Origin of the sequence: Maritimibacter fusiformis (assembly GCF_008086115.1) — a bacterium.
Classification (GTDB): Bacteria; Pseudomonadota; Alphaproteobacteria; order Rhodobacterales; family Rhodobacteraceae; genus Muriiphilus; species Muriiphilus fusiformis.
The window spans coordinates 96,978-113,038 of sequence record NZ_VSIY01000001.1 but is presented as its reverse complement, the minus strand read 5'-3'; the positions used below and the strand labels follow the sequence as shown (position 1 = coordinate 113,038).

Annotated in this window: 16 protein-coding genes; 12 read left to right on the top strand and 4 right to left on the bottom strand. The window is 66.7% G+C overall.

Annotated elements, in window-relative coordinates; all coding sequences use genetic code 11:
• Positions 1 to 32 precede the first annotated feature (32 nt).
• Positions 33 to 1,340 carry an adenylosuccinate lyase gene (gene purB / locus FVF75_RS00580; protein ID WP_148375799.1) on the bottom strand — a complete coding sequence of 436 codons (1,308 nt, stop codon included), beginning with the start codon at positions 1,338 to 1,340 and terminating at the stop codon, positions 33 to 35.
• A 73-nt stretch (positions 1,341 to 1,413) separates the two neighbouring features.
• Between purB and FVF75_RS00575 the strand changes: the two genes are divergently transcribed.
• The 4 genes from FVF75_RS00575 to FVF75_RS00560 all read left to right on the top strand — a co-directional run bounded on the left by FVF75_RS00575 (position 1,414) and on the right by FVF75_RS00560 (position 3,770).
• Positions 1,414 to 1,827, top strand: coding sequence for a DUF6314 family protein (locus FVF75_RS00575; protein WP_148375798.1), 414 nt, complete (start codon positions 1,414 to 1,416; stop codon positions 1,825 to 1,827).
• Between the two features lie 167 nt (positions 1,828 to 1,994).
• Entirely contained in the window at positions 1,995 to 2,579 is a 585-nt protein-coding gene (locus tag FVF75_RS00570) for a biotin transporter BioY (RefSeq protein WP_148375797.1), read from the top strand.
• A gap of 201 nt (positions 2,580 to 2,780) precedes the next feature.
• A complete protein-coding gene (locus FVF75_RS00565) occupies positions 2,781 to 3,164 on the top strand; it encodes a hypothetical protein (RefSeq protein WP_148375796.1) in 384 nt (127 codons plus the stop codon).
• Between the two features lie 255 nt (positions 3,165 to 3,419).
• Positions 3,420 to 3,770: a hypothetical protein gene (locus FVF75_RS00560; protein WP_148375795.1), complete on the top strand. Its 351-nt coding sequence runs from the start codon at positions 3,420 to 3,422 to the stop codon at positions 3,768 to 3,770.
• 76 nt (positions 3,771 to 3,846) lie between these two features.
• On the opposite strand, the gene FVF75_RS00555 is transcribed toward FVF75_RS00560, so the two are convergent.
• The 3 genes from FVF75_RS00555 to pyrC all read right to left on the bottom strand — a co-directional run bounded on the left by FVF75_RS00555 (position 3,847) and on the right by pyrC (position 7,311).
• Positions 3,847 to 5,340: a replicative DNA helicase gene (locus FVF75_RS00555; protein ID WP_148375794.1), complete on the bottom strand. Its 1,494-nt coding sequence runs from the start codon at positions 5,338 to 5,340 to the stop codon at positions 3,847 to 3,849.
• 160 nt (positions 5,341 to 5,500) lie between these two features.
• Positions 5,501 to 6,181, bottom strand: coding sequence for an orotate phosphoribosyltransferase (locus FVF75_RS00550; protein ID WP_148375793.1), 681 nt, complete (start codon positions 6,179 to 6,181; stop codon positions 5,501 to 5,503).
• A gap of 89 nt (positions 6,182 to 6,270) precedes the next feature.
• Positions 6,271 to 7,311: a dihydroorotase gene (pyrC, locus tag FVF75_RS00545; protein WP_148375792.1), complete on the bottom strand. Its 1,041-nt coding sequence runs from the start codon at positions 7,309 to 7,311 to the stop codon at positions 6,271 to 6,273.
• Positions 7,312 to 7,427: 116 nt separating this feature from the next.
• Here pyrC and FVF75_RS00540 point away from each other — a divergent pair, with 116 nt between their 5' ends.
• The 8 genes from FVF75_RS00540 (at position 7,428) to FVF75_RS00505 (ending at position 15,815) form a co-directional block, all read left to right on the top strand.
• The gene (locus FVF75_RS00540; RefSeq protein WP_148375791.1) at positions 7,428 to 8,591 is read left to right on the top strand and encodes an isovaleryl-CoA dehydrogenase; all 1,164 of its coding nucleotides are present in this window, start codon (positions 7,428 to 7,430) and stop codon (positions 8,589 to 8,591) included.
• 87 nt (positions 8,592 to 8,678) lie between these two features.
• Positions 8,679 to 9,437, top strand: coding sequence for a flavodoxin family protein (locus FVF75_RS00535; RefSeq protein ID WP_148375790.1), 759 nt, complete (start codon positions 8,679 to 8,681; stop codon positions 9,435 to 9,437).
• Positions 9,434 to 9,919 (top strand): lysozyme inhibitor LprI family protein, encoded by a 486-nt coding sequence (locus tag FVF75_RS00530; protein WP_148375789.1) that lies wholly within the window; start codon positions 9,434 to 9,436, stop codon positions 9,917 to 9,919. The genes FVF75_RS00535 and FVF75_RS00530 overlap by 4 nt, the downstream gene beginning before the upstream one ends.
• Before the next feature lie 27 nt (positions 9,920 to 9,946).
• Positions 9,947 to 11,551 carry a carboxyl transferase domain-containing protein gene (locus tag FVF75_RS00525; RefSeq protein WP_148375788.1) on the top strand — a complete coding sequence of 535 codons (1,605 nt, stop codon included), beginning with the start codon at positions 9,947 to 9,949 and terminating at the stop codon, positions 11,549 to 11,551.
• A 111-nt stretch (positions 11,552 to 11,662) separates the two neighbouring features.
• Entirely contained in the window at positions 11,663 to 12,178 is a 516-nt protein-coding gene (locus tag FVF75_RS00520) for an O-acetyl-ADP-ribose deacetylase (RefSeq protein WP_148375787.1), read from the top strand.
• Positions 12,171 to 14,105 (top strand): ATP-binding protein, encoded by a 1,935-nt coding sequence (locus FVF75_RS00515; RefSeq protein ID WP_148375786.1) that lies wholly within the window; start codon positions 12,171 to 12,173, stop codon positions 14,103 to 14,105. The genes FVF75_RS00520 and FVF75_RS00515 overlap by 8 nt, the downstream gene beginning before the upstream one ends.
• Positions 14,106 to 14,172: 67 nt before the next feature.
• The gene (locus FVF75_RS00510) at positions 14,173 to 15,030 is read left to right on the top strand and encodes a hydroxymethylglutaryl-CoA lyase (RefSeq protein ID WP_148375818.1); all 858 of its coding nucleotides are present in this window, start codon (positions 14,173 to 14,175) and stop codon (positions 15,028 to 15,030) included.
• Positions 15,027 to 15,815 carry a crotonase/enoyl-CoA hydratase family protein gene (locus FVF75_RS00505; RefSeq protein WP_148375785.1) on the top strand — a complete coding sequence of 263 codons (789 nt, stop codon included), beginning with the start codon at positions 15,027 to 15,029 and terminating at the stop codon, positions 15,813 to 15,815. The genes FVF75_RS00510 and FVF75_RS00505 overlap by 4 nt, the downstream gene beginning before the upstream one ends.
• Positions 15,816 to 16,061: the final 246 nt, after the last annotated feature.

Sequence of the window (16,061 nt, the reverse complement as noted above, 5' to 3'; positions counted from 1 at the left end):
ACAGAATCGCCTGTCCGCCGAATGTGCGCCGTTCAGCCCTCGCCGAACACCCGGCGAAAGATCGTGTCGACGTGTTTGGTGTGATAGCCGAGGTCGAATTTCTCTTCGATTTCGGCAGGGGTCAGGGCGGCCGTGACCTCGGGATCGGCCAGAAGCTCGGTCTTGAAATCCTTGCCTTGCTCCCAGACCTTCATGGCGTTGCGCTGCACCAGACGGTAGGCGTCCTCGCGCGACACGCCCGCCTGGGTCAGCGCCAGAAGCACCCGCTGGCTCATCACGAGGCCCCGGAACTTGTTCATGTTGGCCAGCATGTTGTCGGGATAGACCACCAGTTTCTCGATCACGCCGGCCAGGCGGTTCAGCGCGAAATCGAGCGTGATGGTGGCATCCGGCCCGATGCCGCGTTCGACCGAGGAATGCGAGATGTCGCGCTCGTGCCAGAGCGCCACGTTCTCCATCGCCGGCACCACCGCCATGCGCACGAGGCGCGCAAGGCCGGTCAGGTTCTCGGTCAGGACCGGGTTGCGCTTGTGCGGCATCGCGGACGAGCCCTTTTGCCCGGCCGAGAAGAACTCCTCGGCCTCCAGCACCTCGGTGCGCTGCATGTGGCGGATCTCGGTGGCGACGTTCTCGATCGAGCTTGCGATCACCCCCAGCGTGGCGAAGAACATCGCGTGGCGGTCGCGCGGGATCACCTGGGTCGAGATCGGCTCTGGCCGCAGGCCAAGCTGGGCGCAGACGTGTTCCTCGACGAAGGGGTCGATATTGGCGAAGGTGCCGACCGCGCCCGAGATCGCGCCGGTGGCAATCTCCCAACGAGCCTTTTCCAGACGGTTCTTGTTCCGGTCCATCTCGGCATAGAAACGCGCGAAGGTCAGGCCCATCGTGGTCGGCTCGGCATGGATACCGTGCGAGCGCCCGATGCGCACCGTGTCCTTGTGCTCGTAGGCTCGTTTCTTGAGGGCCGCCAGCAGCTTGTCCATGTCGGCCAGCAGGATGTCGGCGGCGCGCACCAGTTGCAGGTTGAAGGTGGTGTCGAGCACGTCCGACGAGGTCATGCCCTGGTGCACGAAGCGCGCGTCATCGGCGCCGATATGTTCGGCCAGGTGGGTGAGAAAGGCGATCACGTCATGCTTGGTGACGGCCTCGATCTCGTCGATCCGGGCCACGTCGAACTCCACGTCGCGCGCCTTCCAGACCGCCTCGGCATTGGCTTTCGGGATCACCCCAAGCTCGGCCATGGCGTCGCAGGCGTGGGCCTCGATCTCGTACCAGATGCGGAACTTGGTGGCGGGCTCCCAGACCTGGGTCATCTCGGGGCGGGCATAGCGGGGGATCATCGGCGGGCCTTTCGGTTTGTGGCGCGGTCGCGGGCGTCATATCCTCACCTCGGGACAGGAACAAGGCGGGGTCATGCCGCAGTTGAGCGAATTCGAGGGCCAGTGGCGCATCGCCCGGCGGATCGAGGACGAATGGGCCGGCACCACCGGGCTGTTCGACGGCGTTGCCCGCTTTACCCCGGACGGCGTCGGGCTGGCCTATCGCGAGACCGGCGAGCTGCGGCTGCCGTTCGAGGCGACGCTGGCGGCGTCGCGCGACTACCTGTGGCGGCACGATGGCGACGGGATCGGGGTCTATTTCACCGACGGGCGCTGGTTTCACCGGATCACGGGCGGGGTGCGGGTGGCGCGCGACTGGCACGACTGCATGCCCGACACCTACGAGGTGACCTACAATTTCACCCGCTGGCCCGACTGGCGGGTCATCTGGAAGGTCAAGGGGCCGCGCAAGGACTACGTGGCGATCTCGGATCTGACCAGAATTTAGGCACGGCTTTTGCAAATCCGGGCGGTCTTCGCAGGTTCGCAGAATACCATCGTGGGTTTTGCAAAGCCCGCACGAGTTCTGGGGCGGTTTCGCGTCAACACGCTTGCACATGCGTCGGGGCTGCGGCAAAACACCTTTCAACGGTGAACATTCACAGGGAGATACCCATGGCGATCACGATGAACAGGGTGCTGGGCGAGAGCTTCGGGCCGACAACCGGCGCCGGACTGCGCGCGAAACAGGTCGGGCTGGTCGTGGCCGGGATCGTGGCGCTGGTCGTGGCCTCGAACATCCGGGTGCCGATGTGGCCGGTGCCGGTGACGATGCAGACCTTCGCGGTGCTGACCATCGGCGCGGCCTACGGCACGCGCCTTGGGCTTGCCACGCTGGTGGGCTGGCTGGTGCTGGGGGCCGCGGGTTTTGCGGTGTTCTCGGGCGAGAATGCGGGGCTGGCCTATTTCGCGGGACCGACCGGCGGCTATCTCGTGGGCTTCGCGGTCGCGGCCGGCGTGATGGGCCTCCTGGCCCGGCGCGGTTGGGACAAGACCGTCACCGGCATGGCCGGGGCGATGCTGGTGGGCACCGGGGTGATCTATGCTTTCGGGCTGTCGTGGATGGCTTACCTGTTCCTGGCCGACAAGGGCGCGGCTTGGGTGATGCAGTATGGCATGACCAACTTCCTAATCGGCGACGCGCTGAAACTGGTGCTGGCGGCGCTGGTGGTGCCGGGTCTGTGGAAGCTCACGCGCTGATCCGAGCCTGAATTCATTGTCGGGGGCGCGGAGGAAACTCCGCGCCCTTTTGCCATTCGCTCACCGCCGCGCCGGGCGCGCGCAGCGCGGTCGGGTCAAGAACGGTGAAATTTGCGACGAATTATGCTATTTTGAGAGCTTGGGGATGGGTGTCCGGCCCGCGCACATTGCGGGGGCCATGTTTGAAAGTGAGGGGTTATGATGAACATTCTCAAGTTTTCCGCCACATTTGCGACCTTTGCCAGCATCGGCGCCATTGCGTCGGCAGCCGGCATCGAGGCGCCGCAATGCAAGGAGGGCGAAAAGGAGTGCGAAAAGATCCTGGTCGTTCCACAAGCGCCCAACGACACGCCGTTGGACTTGACCGCGACTTGTGAAACCGAAGGCGGTTTCGGCCTGATGGCCTTTCCCGAAAGTGCCCGGCTTGCCAACCTGATCCGCACTCGCCTGAACGCCGGAGAGGCGGTGATGGCGGATGTCGAGGGGACCAGCGTGACCGGCGTCTCGCCCGACGGCCAGATGCGGGTGATCGCCGTGGTCGACGGGCCGGGCGGGCGTCCGGTGGTTTGTTACCAGACATTCTGAACCCGCCAGGGGACGCGGTGGCAAGTCACGTTTGCCGCGCTTGCGAACCGTGGCATGCCAAGGCCCGGTCAGCTTCGGGCCTTGGCATTTTTGGGGGGGTGACGTTGATCTGGTTCTGATCCGGATCAATGACAGAAACCACGAAAAATGAAACAATTGGCGCGTCGAGAGATCGACACGCCAATGCAGAGAGCATGGCAGAACAGAACGGAGGAAGACATGAAAAACACCTTCAAATAGGCGGCGGTTCTGGCAATGCTCGCCGGTGCCGCGATGGCTCAGGGCATTCCGCCCGGAGACGGGGACGGGCCACCCGGCAACGGTAACGAGCCGCCCAAATACGAAGGCTCGAGCGAGGCGCCGAATGACAAGCCGATCACCTACACGGCCACTTGCGAACTGCCTGGTGGATTCGGCCTGATCGCTTACGTCGACAATCCCGCGCTGCTTGCCGACATCGAGGCCCGACTGGCCGCTGGCGAGCGGGTAATGATCGATGTCGAGGGAACCGAGGTGACGCAGGTGTCGCCCAACGGGCAGATGCACGTGATCGGCATCGTCGCGGGGCTGGGTGGACGGGCGGTTGCCTGCTACCAGAGCTTCTGAAGCGGCTCCAGACTGATAGAGAACAGGGACGCCGCCCCTAGGGGCGGCGTTTTGCCATGTTTGCCCGCCCGCATGCTCAGAACCCGTCGCCCTGCTGCCAGGATTTCACGAGGTTTCCGAAGCGGGTGAAGCGGCCTTCGAAGCTGAGTTCGACGTTGCCGATCGGGCCGTGGCGCTGCTTGCCGATGATGACCTCGGCCTTGCCGTGCAGCCGCTCCATCCGGTCCTGCCAGGCGGCCATTTCCTCGAGCTTGTCCTCGGAGGGCTGTTCGCGTTCGGCATAGTATTCCTCGCGGAACACGAACATCACCACGTCGGCGTCCTGCTCGATCGAGCCGGATTCGCGCAGGTCGGACAATTGCGGGCGCTTGTCCTCGCGGTTCTCGACCTGGCGCGACAACTGGCTCAGTGCCACCACCGGCACGTCGAGTTCCTTGGCGATGGCCTTCAGGCCCTGGGTGATCTCAGACACCTCGTTCACCCGGCTGTCCTTGGCGGTGGCGGGGCGGACAAGCTGCAGGTAGTCGACAAAGATCGCATCCAGCCCGTGTTCGCGTTTCAGGCGGCGCGCGCGGGCGGCCAACTGGCTGATCGGCAGCGCCGGCGTGTCGTCGATATAGAGCGGGCAGGCCTCCAGCGCCTTGGCGGCGTCGATGAAGCGGCGGAACTCGCCCTCGGTCATGTCGCCGCGCCGGATCTGCTCGGAGGGAACCTCGGAGGCTTCCGACAGGATCCGCGTGGCAAGCTGCTCGGCGGACATCTCGAGCGAGAAGAACCCGACCACGCCGCCGTTGATCGCCCCTTCGCTGCCATCGGGCCGCTTGCCGCGCTTGTAGGCGCGCGCCATGTTGAAGGCGATGTTGGTGGCCAGCGAGGTCTTGCCCATCGAAGGGCGCCCGGCGAGGATCAGAAGGTCGGAGGGATGCAGCCCGCCCAGCTTCTTGTCGAGATCGGTCAGCCCGGTCGAAATCCCCGCCAGCCCGCCGCCGCGCTGTTGGGCCGCGTTGGCAACCCGCACCGCATCGGTCACGGCGGTCAGAAAGCTCTGGAACCCGGTGGTGGCGCTGCCGGTCTCGGCCAGCTTGTAGAGCGCCTGTTCAGCCTCGGTGATCTGCTCTTTCGGGTCGCCCTTGGCCTCCATCTTGGCGGCCTTGGCGGAAATGTCGGCGCCAAGATGCATGAGCTGGCGGCGCACATGCATCTCATAGACCATCTGGGCATAGTCACGCGCCGCGAAGGACGAGATCGCGGCACCCGCCAGCCGTGCCAGGTAGGCCGCGCCGCCGAGGCTTTTCAACCCCTCGTCATCGGCCATGTAGGCCTTGAGCGTCACCGGCGACGCCAGCATGTTGGCGGTTATCCGCTCTTCCGCGATCTGGTAGATGCGGCCATGCACCGGATCATAGAAATGCTCGGGCCGGATGATCTGGGCCACCCGGTCATAGACGTCGTTGTTGGTCAGGATCGCGCCGAGCAACTGCTGCTCGGCCTCGATGTTGTGCGGCATCACGTCGGCGGCGTCTTCGCCGGCCGCGTCGCCCTGGTTCTGGATTGCGCGGATTTCGTTCATGCTGTCCCCTCAGGGCGTCGGTTTAGGCAAACCGGGTGCCGGGTGCAAAATGTATGTTCCTGTGGATGACCTGTGCACAAGTTCACCCTACCACATCTGGTGGGATCAGCCGAGGGACTTGGCCGATATTGCGCGCCCTTCCGCCCAACGGTGCCGATGTTCAGGCTTTTTTATGCGCATCCTGCCAGGCGCGCGGTGCGTTCAGGAAGGTTTCGACCTCGGCCAGCGTGGCCTCGTCAAAGGCGCCATGCGCGCGTGCCTCGGCCAGCACATCCCACCACGTCGCCAGATGATGCAGGCGAACCCCATGATCCCCAAGAGTTTTCTCGGTCTCGGGGAAAATGTCGTAATAGAAGATGACCGCCGTGTGCCCGCAGGTCGCCCCGGTGTCGCGAATCGCGTCGACGAAACTCAGCTTGGAGCCGCCGTCGGTGGTCAGATCCTCGATCAGCAGCACCCGCTGGCCTTCGCCCATCGCGCCCTCGATCCGGGCGTTCCTGCCGTAGCCCTTGGGCTTCTTTCGAACGTAAGTCATGGGCAACGCAAGCCGCTCCGCCACCAGGGCGGCAAACGGAATACCTGCCGTCTCGCCCCCCGCGATGTTGTCGAACGCCTCGAACCCGGCCTCGCGCATCACCGTGACGGCGAGGAAATCCATCAGCACGCTGCGGATGCGCGGATAGCTGATCAGCTTGCGGCAGTCGATATAGGTGGGCGAGGGCAGGCCCGAGGCCAGGATGAACGGGTCTTCGGGCCGGAAATTGACCGCGCCGATTTCCAGCAGCATCCGGGCGGTCAGGCGGGCGATTTCATCCTTGGGCGGGAAAGCGGCGGGGATCATGCGTGGTCCTTCATCTTGGCCGAAATACTCCGGGGGTGGCGTTCAGTTTGCCTTGGCAAACTGAACGTAGGGGGCAGCGCCCCCTGCACTCAGGCCTCCACCCGCCAATGCAGCGCGAAACCGGGGTCGAACAGGGTCACCGGGCCATCGCCGGTCTCGATCTTTTTCGGATAGGCGACGGGGTCGCCCTTGACCAGCGTGATGGTCTCGTCATTCGCCGGCAGCCCGTAGAAGGCCGGGCCATTGAGCGACGTGAACGCCTCCAGCGCCCCCAGCGCGCCGTCCTGGTCGAACACTTCGGCCAGGCAGGACATCGTGTTGGTGGCCGAGAACACCCCAGCACAGCCGCAGGCGTGTTCCTTGAGCGCGTCGGTGTGCGGCGCGGAATCGGTGCCCAGGAAGAAATGCGCATCCCCCGAGGTGGCGGCGGCGCGCAGCGCCAGCCGGTGTTCCTCGCGTTTGGCCACCGGCAGGCAGTAGTAATGCGGCCTGATCCCGCCGACCAGGATGTGGTTGCGGTTGATGATCAGGTGATGCGTGGTGATCGTGCCCGCGATGTCGTCGCCGCCCGCGCGCACGTAGTCGGCGCCGTCCTTCGTGGTGATATGCTCCATCACCACGCGCAGGCTGGGCGTCGCCCGGCGCAGGGGGTCGAGCACGGTCTCGATGAACACCGCCTCGCGGTCGAAGATGTCGACCTCGGGTGTCGTCACCTCGCCATGCACGCAGAGCGGCAACCCGATCTCGGCCATCACCTCGAGCACGCCGCGCACCCGGTCGAAATCGCGCACGCCCGAGGCCGAGTTGGTGGTGGCCCCGGCCGGGTAGAGCTTGACCGCCGTGACAAGCCCGCTCTGCGCCGCCGCGCGCACATCCGCCGGGTCGGTCTGTTCGGTCAGGTAGAGCGTCATCAGCGGCGTGAATGCCATGCCCTCGGGCAGGGCCGCGAGGATGCGTTCGAGATAGGTGGCGGCATCGGCCCCCGTCACCACCGGCGGCACGAGGTTCGGCATCACGATGGCGCGGGCGAAATGGCGCGCGGTCTCGGGGAGAACGGCGCGCAGCATGGCCCCGTCGCGCAAATGCAGGTGCCAGTCGTCGGGGCGGCGGAGCGTCAGTTTCTCGGTCATCGGGGCTGAAATAGCGCAGCCCGGGGCAGGGGGCCAGAGCCAATCGTGCTTGACCCGACTCGGGCGCGCGCCTAGAAATGAACAAGCGTTCAATAAAGCCCCTGGGAGGAGGCCCCATGTTCACCGCATCCATGAACTTCGACCTTGGCGAGGACATCGCGGCGCTGCGCGACATGGTGCACCGTTTCGCCCAGGACCGGATCAAGCCGATCGCCGCCGAGATCGACCGGACCAACGAGTTTCCCGCGAGCCTGTGGCGCGAGATGGGTGAGCTTGGCCTCCTGGGCATCACCGTCCCCGAGGAATACGGCGGCGCGGGGATGAGCTATCTCGCGCATGTCGTCGCGACCGAGGAAATCGCCCGCGCCTCGGCCTCGGTCAGCTTGTCCTACGGTGCGCATTCCAACCTTTGCGTGAACCAGATCAAGCTCAATGGCAACGAGGAGCAGAAGCAGAAATACCTGCCCGGGCTTCTGTCGGGCGAGCATGTCGGCGCGCTGGCCATGTCAGAGCCGGGGGCGGGGTCGGACGTGGTGTCGATGCAGCTTCGGGCCGAGAAGAAGAACGGCTACTACACCCTCAACGGCACCAAGTTCTGGATCACCAACGGCCCGGATGCCGATACGCTGGTGGTCTATGCCAAGACCGATCCGGGCGCGGGGTCGAAGGGCATGACCGCCTTCATCGTCGAGAAGGACATGAAGGGCTTTTCCGTTGGCCCGCATTTCGACAAGCTCGGGATGCGCGGCTCGAACACCGCGCAGCTTTTCTTCGAGGATGTGGACGTGCCCTTCGACAACGTGCTGGGCGAAGAGGGCAAGGGCGTGCGCGTGCTGATGTCGGGGCTCGATTACGAGCGCGTGGTGCTGTCGGGCATCGGCACCGGCATCATGGCCGCCTGCATGGACGAGATCATGCCCTACCTGGTCCAGCGCAAGCAGTTCGGCCAGCGGATTGGGGATTTCCAGCTCATGCAGGGCAAGATCGCCGACATGTATACCAAGATGAACTCGGCCCGCGCCTATGTCTACGAAGTGGCCAAGGCCTGCGATCGCGGCCAGGTCACGCGCCAGGACGCGGCGGCCTGCGTGCTCTATGCCTCCGAGGAGGCGATGGTGGTGGCACACCAGGCGGTGCAGGCGATGGGCGGCATGGGCTTCATGAACGAAACCCCGGTCAGCCGCATCTTCCGCGACGCCAAGCTGATGGAGATCGGCGCGGGCACCTCGGAGATCAGGCGGATGCTGATCGGACGGGAGTTGATGGCGGCGATGGGGTAAGATGAAGCGCGCGCGGCCGGTGCGGTTTTTCGGAACAAGTTGCGCGCCGAAGCGCTGGACTGGGGCAGTAGGTAAAAGGAGGCGATCATGACGCTCACCGACCAGCAGAACCAGCTATGCCGCGACAATCCGCATGATTACAGCGGGTTGAAGGCGCTTTTTGTCAACACCTCGCTGAAGAAGAACGCACAGGAAAGCCACACCCGAACGCTGCTTGGCGTGTCGGCGGCGATCATGGAGAAATCCGGCGTGACGGTCGAACATGTGCATATGCTCGACCACCATGTGCCGCCGGGCATCTATCCCGACATGACCGAACACGGCTGGGACCGTGACGACTGGCCGATGCTCTGGGACAAGGTCATGGCGGCCGACATCCTGGTGATCGGCACGCCGATCTGGCTGGGCGAGGAAAGCTCGGTCTGCCGGGTGCTGATCGAACGGCTCTACGGCATGTCGGGCGAACTGAACGACAAGGGCCAGTCGATCTTTTACGGCAAGGTCGGCGGCACCGTGGTGACCGGCAACGAGGACGGCATCAAGCATGTGGCGATGACCACGGGGTTCGCGCTAAGCCACCTCGGCTATTCCATCCCGCCGCAGGCCGATTGCGGCTGGATCGGCGAGGCCGGGCCGGGACCGAGTTATGGCGACGAGGTCGACGGCAAACCGGCCGGGTTCGACAACGAGTTCACCCAGAAGAACACCACGATCATGACATGGAACCTGATGCACCTGGCCGCGATGCTGAAAGCGGCGGGCGGCTATTCCAACCACGGCAACGACCGGCGCGCCTGGGACGCGGGCTGCCGGTTCGACTACGAGAACCCGGAGTATCGCGCATGAAACGCTATCTGGCGCTTGCCCTCGCGCTGACCGCCAGCCCCGCCGCCGCGCAGGACATGGTGTTCGACGGCGCACGGATCGCCGCCTGTCGCGCCGCACCGCCGGGAAACGACCCAAAGGCCTGCATCGGCGTCGAGGCCGAGCGGTGCATGTCCGAGACCGAGGGCGGCATTTCCACCGCCGGCATGTCCGCCTGCCTCGGGCTGGAGCTTGACTGGTGGGATGCGCGGCTGAACGAGGTCTACCGCGAGGTTCGGACCGCGGCCCGCGACATGGACGCGACCGCGGGCGACTATGCCCCCAGCCAGGCCGACGCGCTGCTCGAAATGCAACGCGCCTGGATCGCGTTCCGCGACGGGCGCTGCGCCTATGAGCGGTCGTGGTGGGGCGGCGGCACCGGCGGCGGACCGGCGACGGCGGGGTGCCTGCTGCAGATGACCGCCGAACAGGTGATCTATCTCGAAGGTGTGGGGCTCTATTGAAGGCCACGGGCAGAAGGTGATGCACGCATGAAACTCCAATCCCAGGCGCTGCCCGGTTCGGACGCCTTCGCGGCCAACCGCGCAGGACATCTCGACGCGCTGGCTGTCATCCACGAGGCGGCGCAGGCCGCGGCGCTTGGCGGCGGCGACAAGGCGCGCGCACGCCACGTGTCGCGCGGCAAGATGCTGCCGCGTCAGCGGGTGGCCAACCTGCTCGACCCCGGCGCGCCGTTTCTCGAGGTCGGCGCGACGGCGGCGCATGGCATGTATGACGGCGCGGCCCCGGCGGCGGGTGTGATCGCGGGCATCGGTCAGGTTCACGGGCAAGAGGTCATGGTGATCGCCAACGACGCCACCGTGAAGGGCGGCACCTACTATCCGATGACCGTCAAGAAGCACCTGCGCGCCCAGGAGATCGCCGAGGAATGCAACCTGCCCTGCGTCTATCTGGTCGACTCGGGTGGGGCCAACCTGCCCAACCAGGACGAGGTCTTTCCCGACCGCGACCATTTCGGGCGCATCTTCTACAACCAGGCGCGGATGTCGGCCAAGGGCATCCCGCAGATCGCGGTGGTGATGGGGTCTTGCACGGCGGGCGGGGCCTATGTGCCGGCGATGTCGGACGTGACCATCATCGTCAAGGAACAGGGGACGATTTTCCTGGCCGGGCCGCCGCTGGTCAAGGCCGCGACCGGCGAGGTGGTGACCGCCGAAGACCTGGGCGGCGGCGACGTGCATACACGGCTGTCGGGCGTGGCCGATTACCTCGCCGAGGACGATGAACATGCGCTGGCGCTGGCCCGGCGCGCGCTCGGGCACCTGAACCGGGCCAGGCCCGACACCGTGGTCTGGCAAACGCCCGAAGACCCGGCCTATGACCCCGAGGAACTGCTGGGCGTGGTTCCCCCCGACCTGCGCACGCCCTACGACATCCGCGAGGTGATCGCGCGGCTGGTCGACGGCTCGCGCTTCGACGAGTTCAAGCCGCGCTTTGGCGAGACTCTGGTGACGGGGTTCGCCCATCTCAAGGGTTGCCCGGTGGGGATCGTGGCCAACAACGGTGTCCTGTTTTCCGAAGCCGCACAAAAGGGCGCGCATTTCATCGAACTTTGCAGCCAGCGCCGCATCCCGCTGATTTTCCTGCAGAACATCACCGGCTTCATGGTCGGGCGCAAATACGAGAACGAAGGCATCGCGCGTCACGGCGCCAAGATGGTGACGGCGGTGGCCTCGACCAACGTGCCCAAGATCACCATGCTGGTCGGCGGCTCGTTCGGGGCGGGCAACTACGGCATGGCGGGGCGCGCCTACCAGCCCCGGTTCCTGTGGACCTGGCCCAATTCACGCATCAGCGTGATGGGCGGCGAACAGGCGGCGGGGGTGCTGGCGACGGTCAAGCGCGATGCCATCGAGCGGGCAGGCGAAGAGTGGTCGGCCGAGGACGAGGCCGAATTCAAGCGCCCCACTATCGAGATGTTCGAGCGCCAGTCGCACCCGCTCTATGCCTCTGCCCGGCTCTGGGACGACGGCATCATCGACCCGCGCAAATCGCGCGATGTCTTGTTCCTGTCGCTCACCGCGGCGCTGAACGCCCCGATCGAGGACACGCGGTTCGGCGTGTTCAGGATGTGAGGCGATGATGCGGCGCATTCCTGCCTTGCGGTCGTGGCGCAAAAGCGGGCGCGCGCCCGCTTGCCCCGGCGGCGCGCGCCGCCGGATTGCGCAGGGCGAGGTGCGCCGGCCATGAGTATCGACATCATCACCGCCGATATCACCACGCTCAAGGTGGACGCCATCGTCAACGCGGCCAACGAAACGCTTCTTGGCGGCGGCGGGGTCGACGGGGCCATTCACCGCGCCGCCGGGCCAGGGCTGCTGGAGGAATGCCGCCAGCTTGGCGGTTGCCCGACAGGGCAGGCGCGGATCACCGCGGGCTATGATCTGCCCGCGCGCCACGTCATCCACACCGTCGGCCCGGTCTGGAACGGCGGCGACAAGGGCGAGGCGGTGTTCCTGTCGTCCTGCTACCGCCAGAGCCTGACGCTGGCGGAAGCCGCCGGCTGCGACAGCATCGCCTTTCCGGCGATCTCGACCGGGGTTTACGGCTACCCGCCACAGGCCGCCGCGCAGGTCGCCATGGCCGAGGTTCTGGCCTGGTCCGAAAGCCACGAACGGCCCCGCCGCATCGTCATGTGCTGTTATTCCGAGGCGAGCGCCGAGGCGCATCGTCTGGCCCTGAAAGAGAGGCGAGATGTTTGACAAGATCCTGATTGCCAACCGGGGCGAAATCGCCTGCCGGGTGATCGACAGCGCCCGCCGGATGGGGGTGGCAACCGTCGCGGTCTATTCCGACGCCGACGCGGCCGCGCGCCATGTGGCGATGGCGGACGAGGCGGTGCATATCGGCGGGGCCGCCCCCGCCGACAGCTACCTGCGCGGCGACACCATCATCGCGGCGGCCAGGGCGACCGGCGCGCAGGCGATCCATCCGGGCTACGGCTTCCTGTCCGAGAACCCCGCCTTCGTCGAGGCGGTCGAGGCTGCCGGGCTGGTGTTCATCGGCCCCTCGGCCAGCGCGATCCGGGCGATGGGGCTGAAGGACGCGGCCAAGGCGCTGATGGAAGAGGCCGGGGTGCCGGTGGTGCCGGGCTATCACGGTGAAAACCAGGACGACGAACATCTGGCGGGGGCGGCGGAGGCCATCGGCTACCCGGTCCTGATCAAGGCGGTGGCGGGCGGCGGCGGCAAGGGCATGCGCAAGGTGACGCGGGCCGGGGATTTTGCCGAAGCCCTGGCCTCGGCGCGCGGCGAGGCCAGGACCGCCTTTGGCAACGACGCCGTGCTGGTCGAGAAATTCGTGGAAAAACCGCGCCATATCGAGGTGCAGGTGTTCGGCGACGGCAACCGCGCGCTGCATCTGTTCGAGCGCGACTGCTCGCTCCAGCGCCGCCACCAGAAGGTGATCGAGGAAGCCCCGGCACCCGGCATGACCGAGGACATGCGCGCCGCAATGGGGCGCGCGGCGGTGCGTGCCGCCGAGGCGATCGGCTACAGCGGCGCGGGGACGGTGGAGTTCATCGTCGACGGGGCCAGGGGGCTGCACCCCGAGGGCTTCTGGTTCATGGAGATGAACACGCGGCTCCAAGTCGAACATCCGGTGACCGAGGCGATCACCGGCGTCGATCTCGTCGAATGGCAATTGCGTGTGGCGGCAGGCGAGAGCTTGCCCGCGACGCAGGCCGACCTCACGATAAACGGCCATTCCTTCGAGGCGCGGCTTTATGCCGAGGACGTGCCCAAAGGCTTTCTGCCCGCCACCGGCACGCTTGCGCACCTGGCCTTCGCGCCCGGGTGCCGGGCCGACACGGGCGTGCGCTCGGGCGATGCGGTCAGCCCGTTCTACGACCCGATGATCGCCAAGATCGTCACCCACGGCCCGACCCGGGCGGTGGCTCTGGCGAAGATGCGCGCGGCGCTGGCGGGCACCGAGGTGGCCGGAACGGTCACCAATATCGGTTTTCTCTCGGCGCTTTGCGCGCATGAGGGCTTTGCCTCGGGCGAGGTCGACACCGGGTTGATCGAGCGTGACCTGGCGGCGCTGGTGGATGCACCCGGGCCCACACCGCGCGACGTGGCGCTCGCGGCGCTGGCAGCGGCGGGGCTGACCGGGGCGGCGCAGGGCGAAACCGGCTTCACGCTCTGGGCGCCTCTCAAACGCACGATCCGGCTGGCGCGCGGCGGGGACAGCTTCGCGGTGGTGATCGCGCTGGCCGGGCCCAATGCGGCGCGGGTGACCATCCGCGACGACGTGGTCGAGGCGCGGCGCGGTGCGGCGGGCTGGGTGCTTGACGGGGTTCGCGCGCCTTCGGTGGTGGTGACCGGGGGGCTGGTCACGGTCTTCTCGGGTGCCGGGCACGGGTTCGACATCGTCGACCCGCTGGCGGTGGCGGCGGCGGCCGGGGCCGGGGGCAACCTGGTCGAGGCGCCGATGCCGGGGCTGGTCAAGGCGGTGTTCGCCGAGGCCGGGCAGGCGGTGGTCGCGGGCGACAAGCTGGCGGTGCTGGAGGCGATGAAGATGGAGCATACGCTGGTCGCACCGCGCGACGGGGTGATTTCCGAGGTTCTGGCGGTGGCCGGACAGCAGGTGGAGGCCGGGGCGGCGCTGGTGGCGCTCGAGGAGGAATGAGCCGGCACCTCGTGCGGGCGGCCATCGCCGCGACGTGAGTATTTTTGCCAAGATGAAGGGGCAGGTCATGGCCGAAACGGTCGAGATTTTCGAGATGGGGCCGCGCGACGGGTTGCAGAACGAGGCGCGCCTGATCCCGACGGAAGAGAAGATCGCGCTGGTCGACCTGCTTGGCCGGGCCGGGTTCCGGCGCATCGAGGTGGCGAGTTTCGTCAGCCCGAAATGGGTGCCGCAGATGGCCGACAGCGCCGAGGTTCTGGCCGGTATCCGGCGCGTGACGGGCGTGTCCTATGCCGCGCTGACGCCCAACATGATCGGGTTCGAGCGCGCCATGGAGGCCGGGGCGGACGAGGTGGCGATCTTCGGCGCGGCCAGCGAGGGTTTTTCGCAGGCAAACATAAATTGTTCGATTGATGACAGCCTCAAGCGGTTTGAACCGATAATTGCCGCCGCAAATGTTCGAAAAGTGAAAGTCCGCGGGTATATCTCCTGCGTCACCGATTGCCCCTATGACGGGCCGACGGACCCCGCCAGGGTTGCTTGGGTGGCGGCGCGGCTGCACGACATGGGGTGCTACGAGATCAGCCTTGGCGATACCATCGGCAAGGGCACGCCGGAGACCATCGGCGCGATGCTCGACGCGGTGCTGGGCGAGGTTCCGGCGGCAATGCTGGCCGGGCATTATCATGACACCGGCGGGCGGGCGCTGGAGAATATCGAGGTCTCGCTTTCGGCCGGGCTGAGGGTGTTTGACGCGGCCGTGGGCGGGCTTGGCGGCTGCCCCTATGCGCCGGGGGCCAAGGGCAACGTGGCGACCGAGGCGGTGCACGACCGGCTGGTCGCACTGGGCTACGAGACCGGGTTGGACCGCGAGGTGCTGGAGCAGGCGGCGGCAATGGCGCGCCGGATGCGGGAGGAAAGATGAGTTTTCAAACGATTTCGATCGCGACCGACGCGCGGGGCGTCGCCACGCTGACGCTGGACCGGGCGGACAAGCACAACGCGTTGTCCGCGGTGATGATCGCGGAGTTGACCGAGGCGGCGGCGCGCCTGGGCGATGACCCGGCGGTGCGGGTGGTGGTGCTGACCGGCGCGGGTGCGAGCTTTTGCGCCGGCGGCGATCTGGGCTGGATGCGCGACCAGATGGCCGCCGATGCCGAGACCCGGTTTCGCGAGGCGCGGGCGCTGGCGATGATGCTCAAGGCGTTGAACGAAATGCCCAAGCCCCTGATCGGGCGGGTGCAGGGGCAGGCGTTCGGCGGTGGCATCGGCATGGCCTGCGTCTGCGACGTGGCGATCGGGGTGGAGGGCGCGAAATTCGGGCTGACCGAAACCCGGCTGGGCCTGATCCCGGCGACCATCGGCCCCTATGTGCTGGCGCGGATGGGCGAGGCGATGGCGCGCCGGGTGTTCATGTCGGCGCGGATTTTCGACGCGGATGAAGCGGTGACGCTCGGCGTTTTGGCGCGCGCGGTGCCGGCGGCGGACCTCGACGCGGCGGTCGAGGCCGAGGTCGCGCCCTACCTGGCCTGCGCCCCGGGGGCGGTGGCCGAGGCCAAGGCGCTGACGCGCAGGCTCGGTGCGCCGATCACCGAGGCGCTGATCGACGCGACCATTGCGGACCTGGTGGCGCGTTGGGAAAGCGACGAGGCGCGCGCTGGGATCGCGGCGTTCTTCGACAAGACGCGCCCGCCTTGGCGCACCGGCTGACCGCCGTTTCGGACATCGCGCCCGGCGAAGCCGGACCCAAGCATTTCGGTCGGATTTCTGACCCGGCCCGGCACCGCGCGAGTCTGGCCGCCGGATGGTGCCGCAATGCAGAAAAATTCCGCCATACCCCCGGGATGGAATGTCGCAGGCAGGGGCGAAGACCCTTGCAAACAAGTCATATTCACACTGGGGAATGTGAGAGGGGTTCGGTTGACCGCCCCGACCCACGGGAGTAAACCGCCGCAG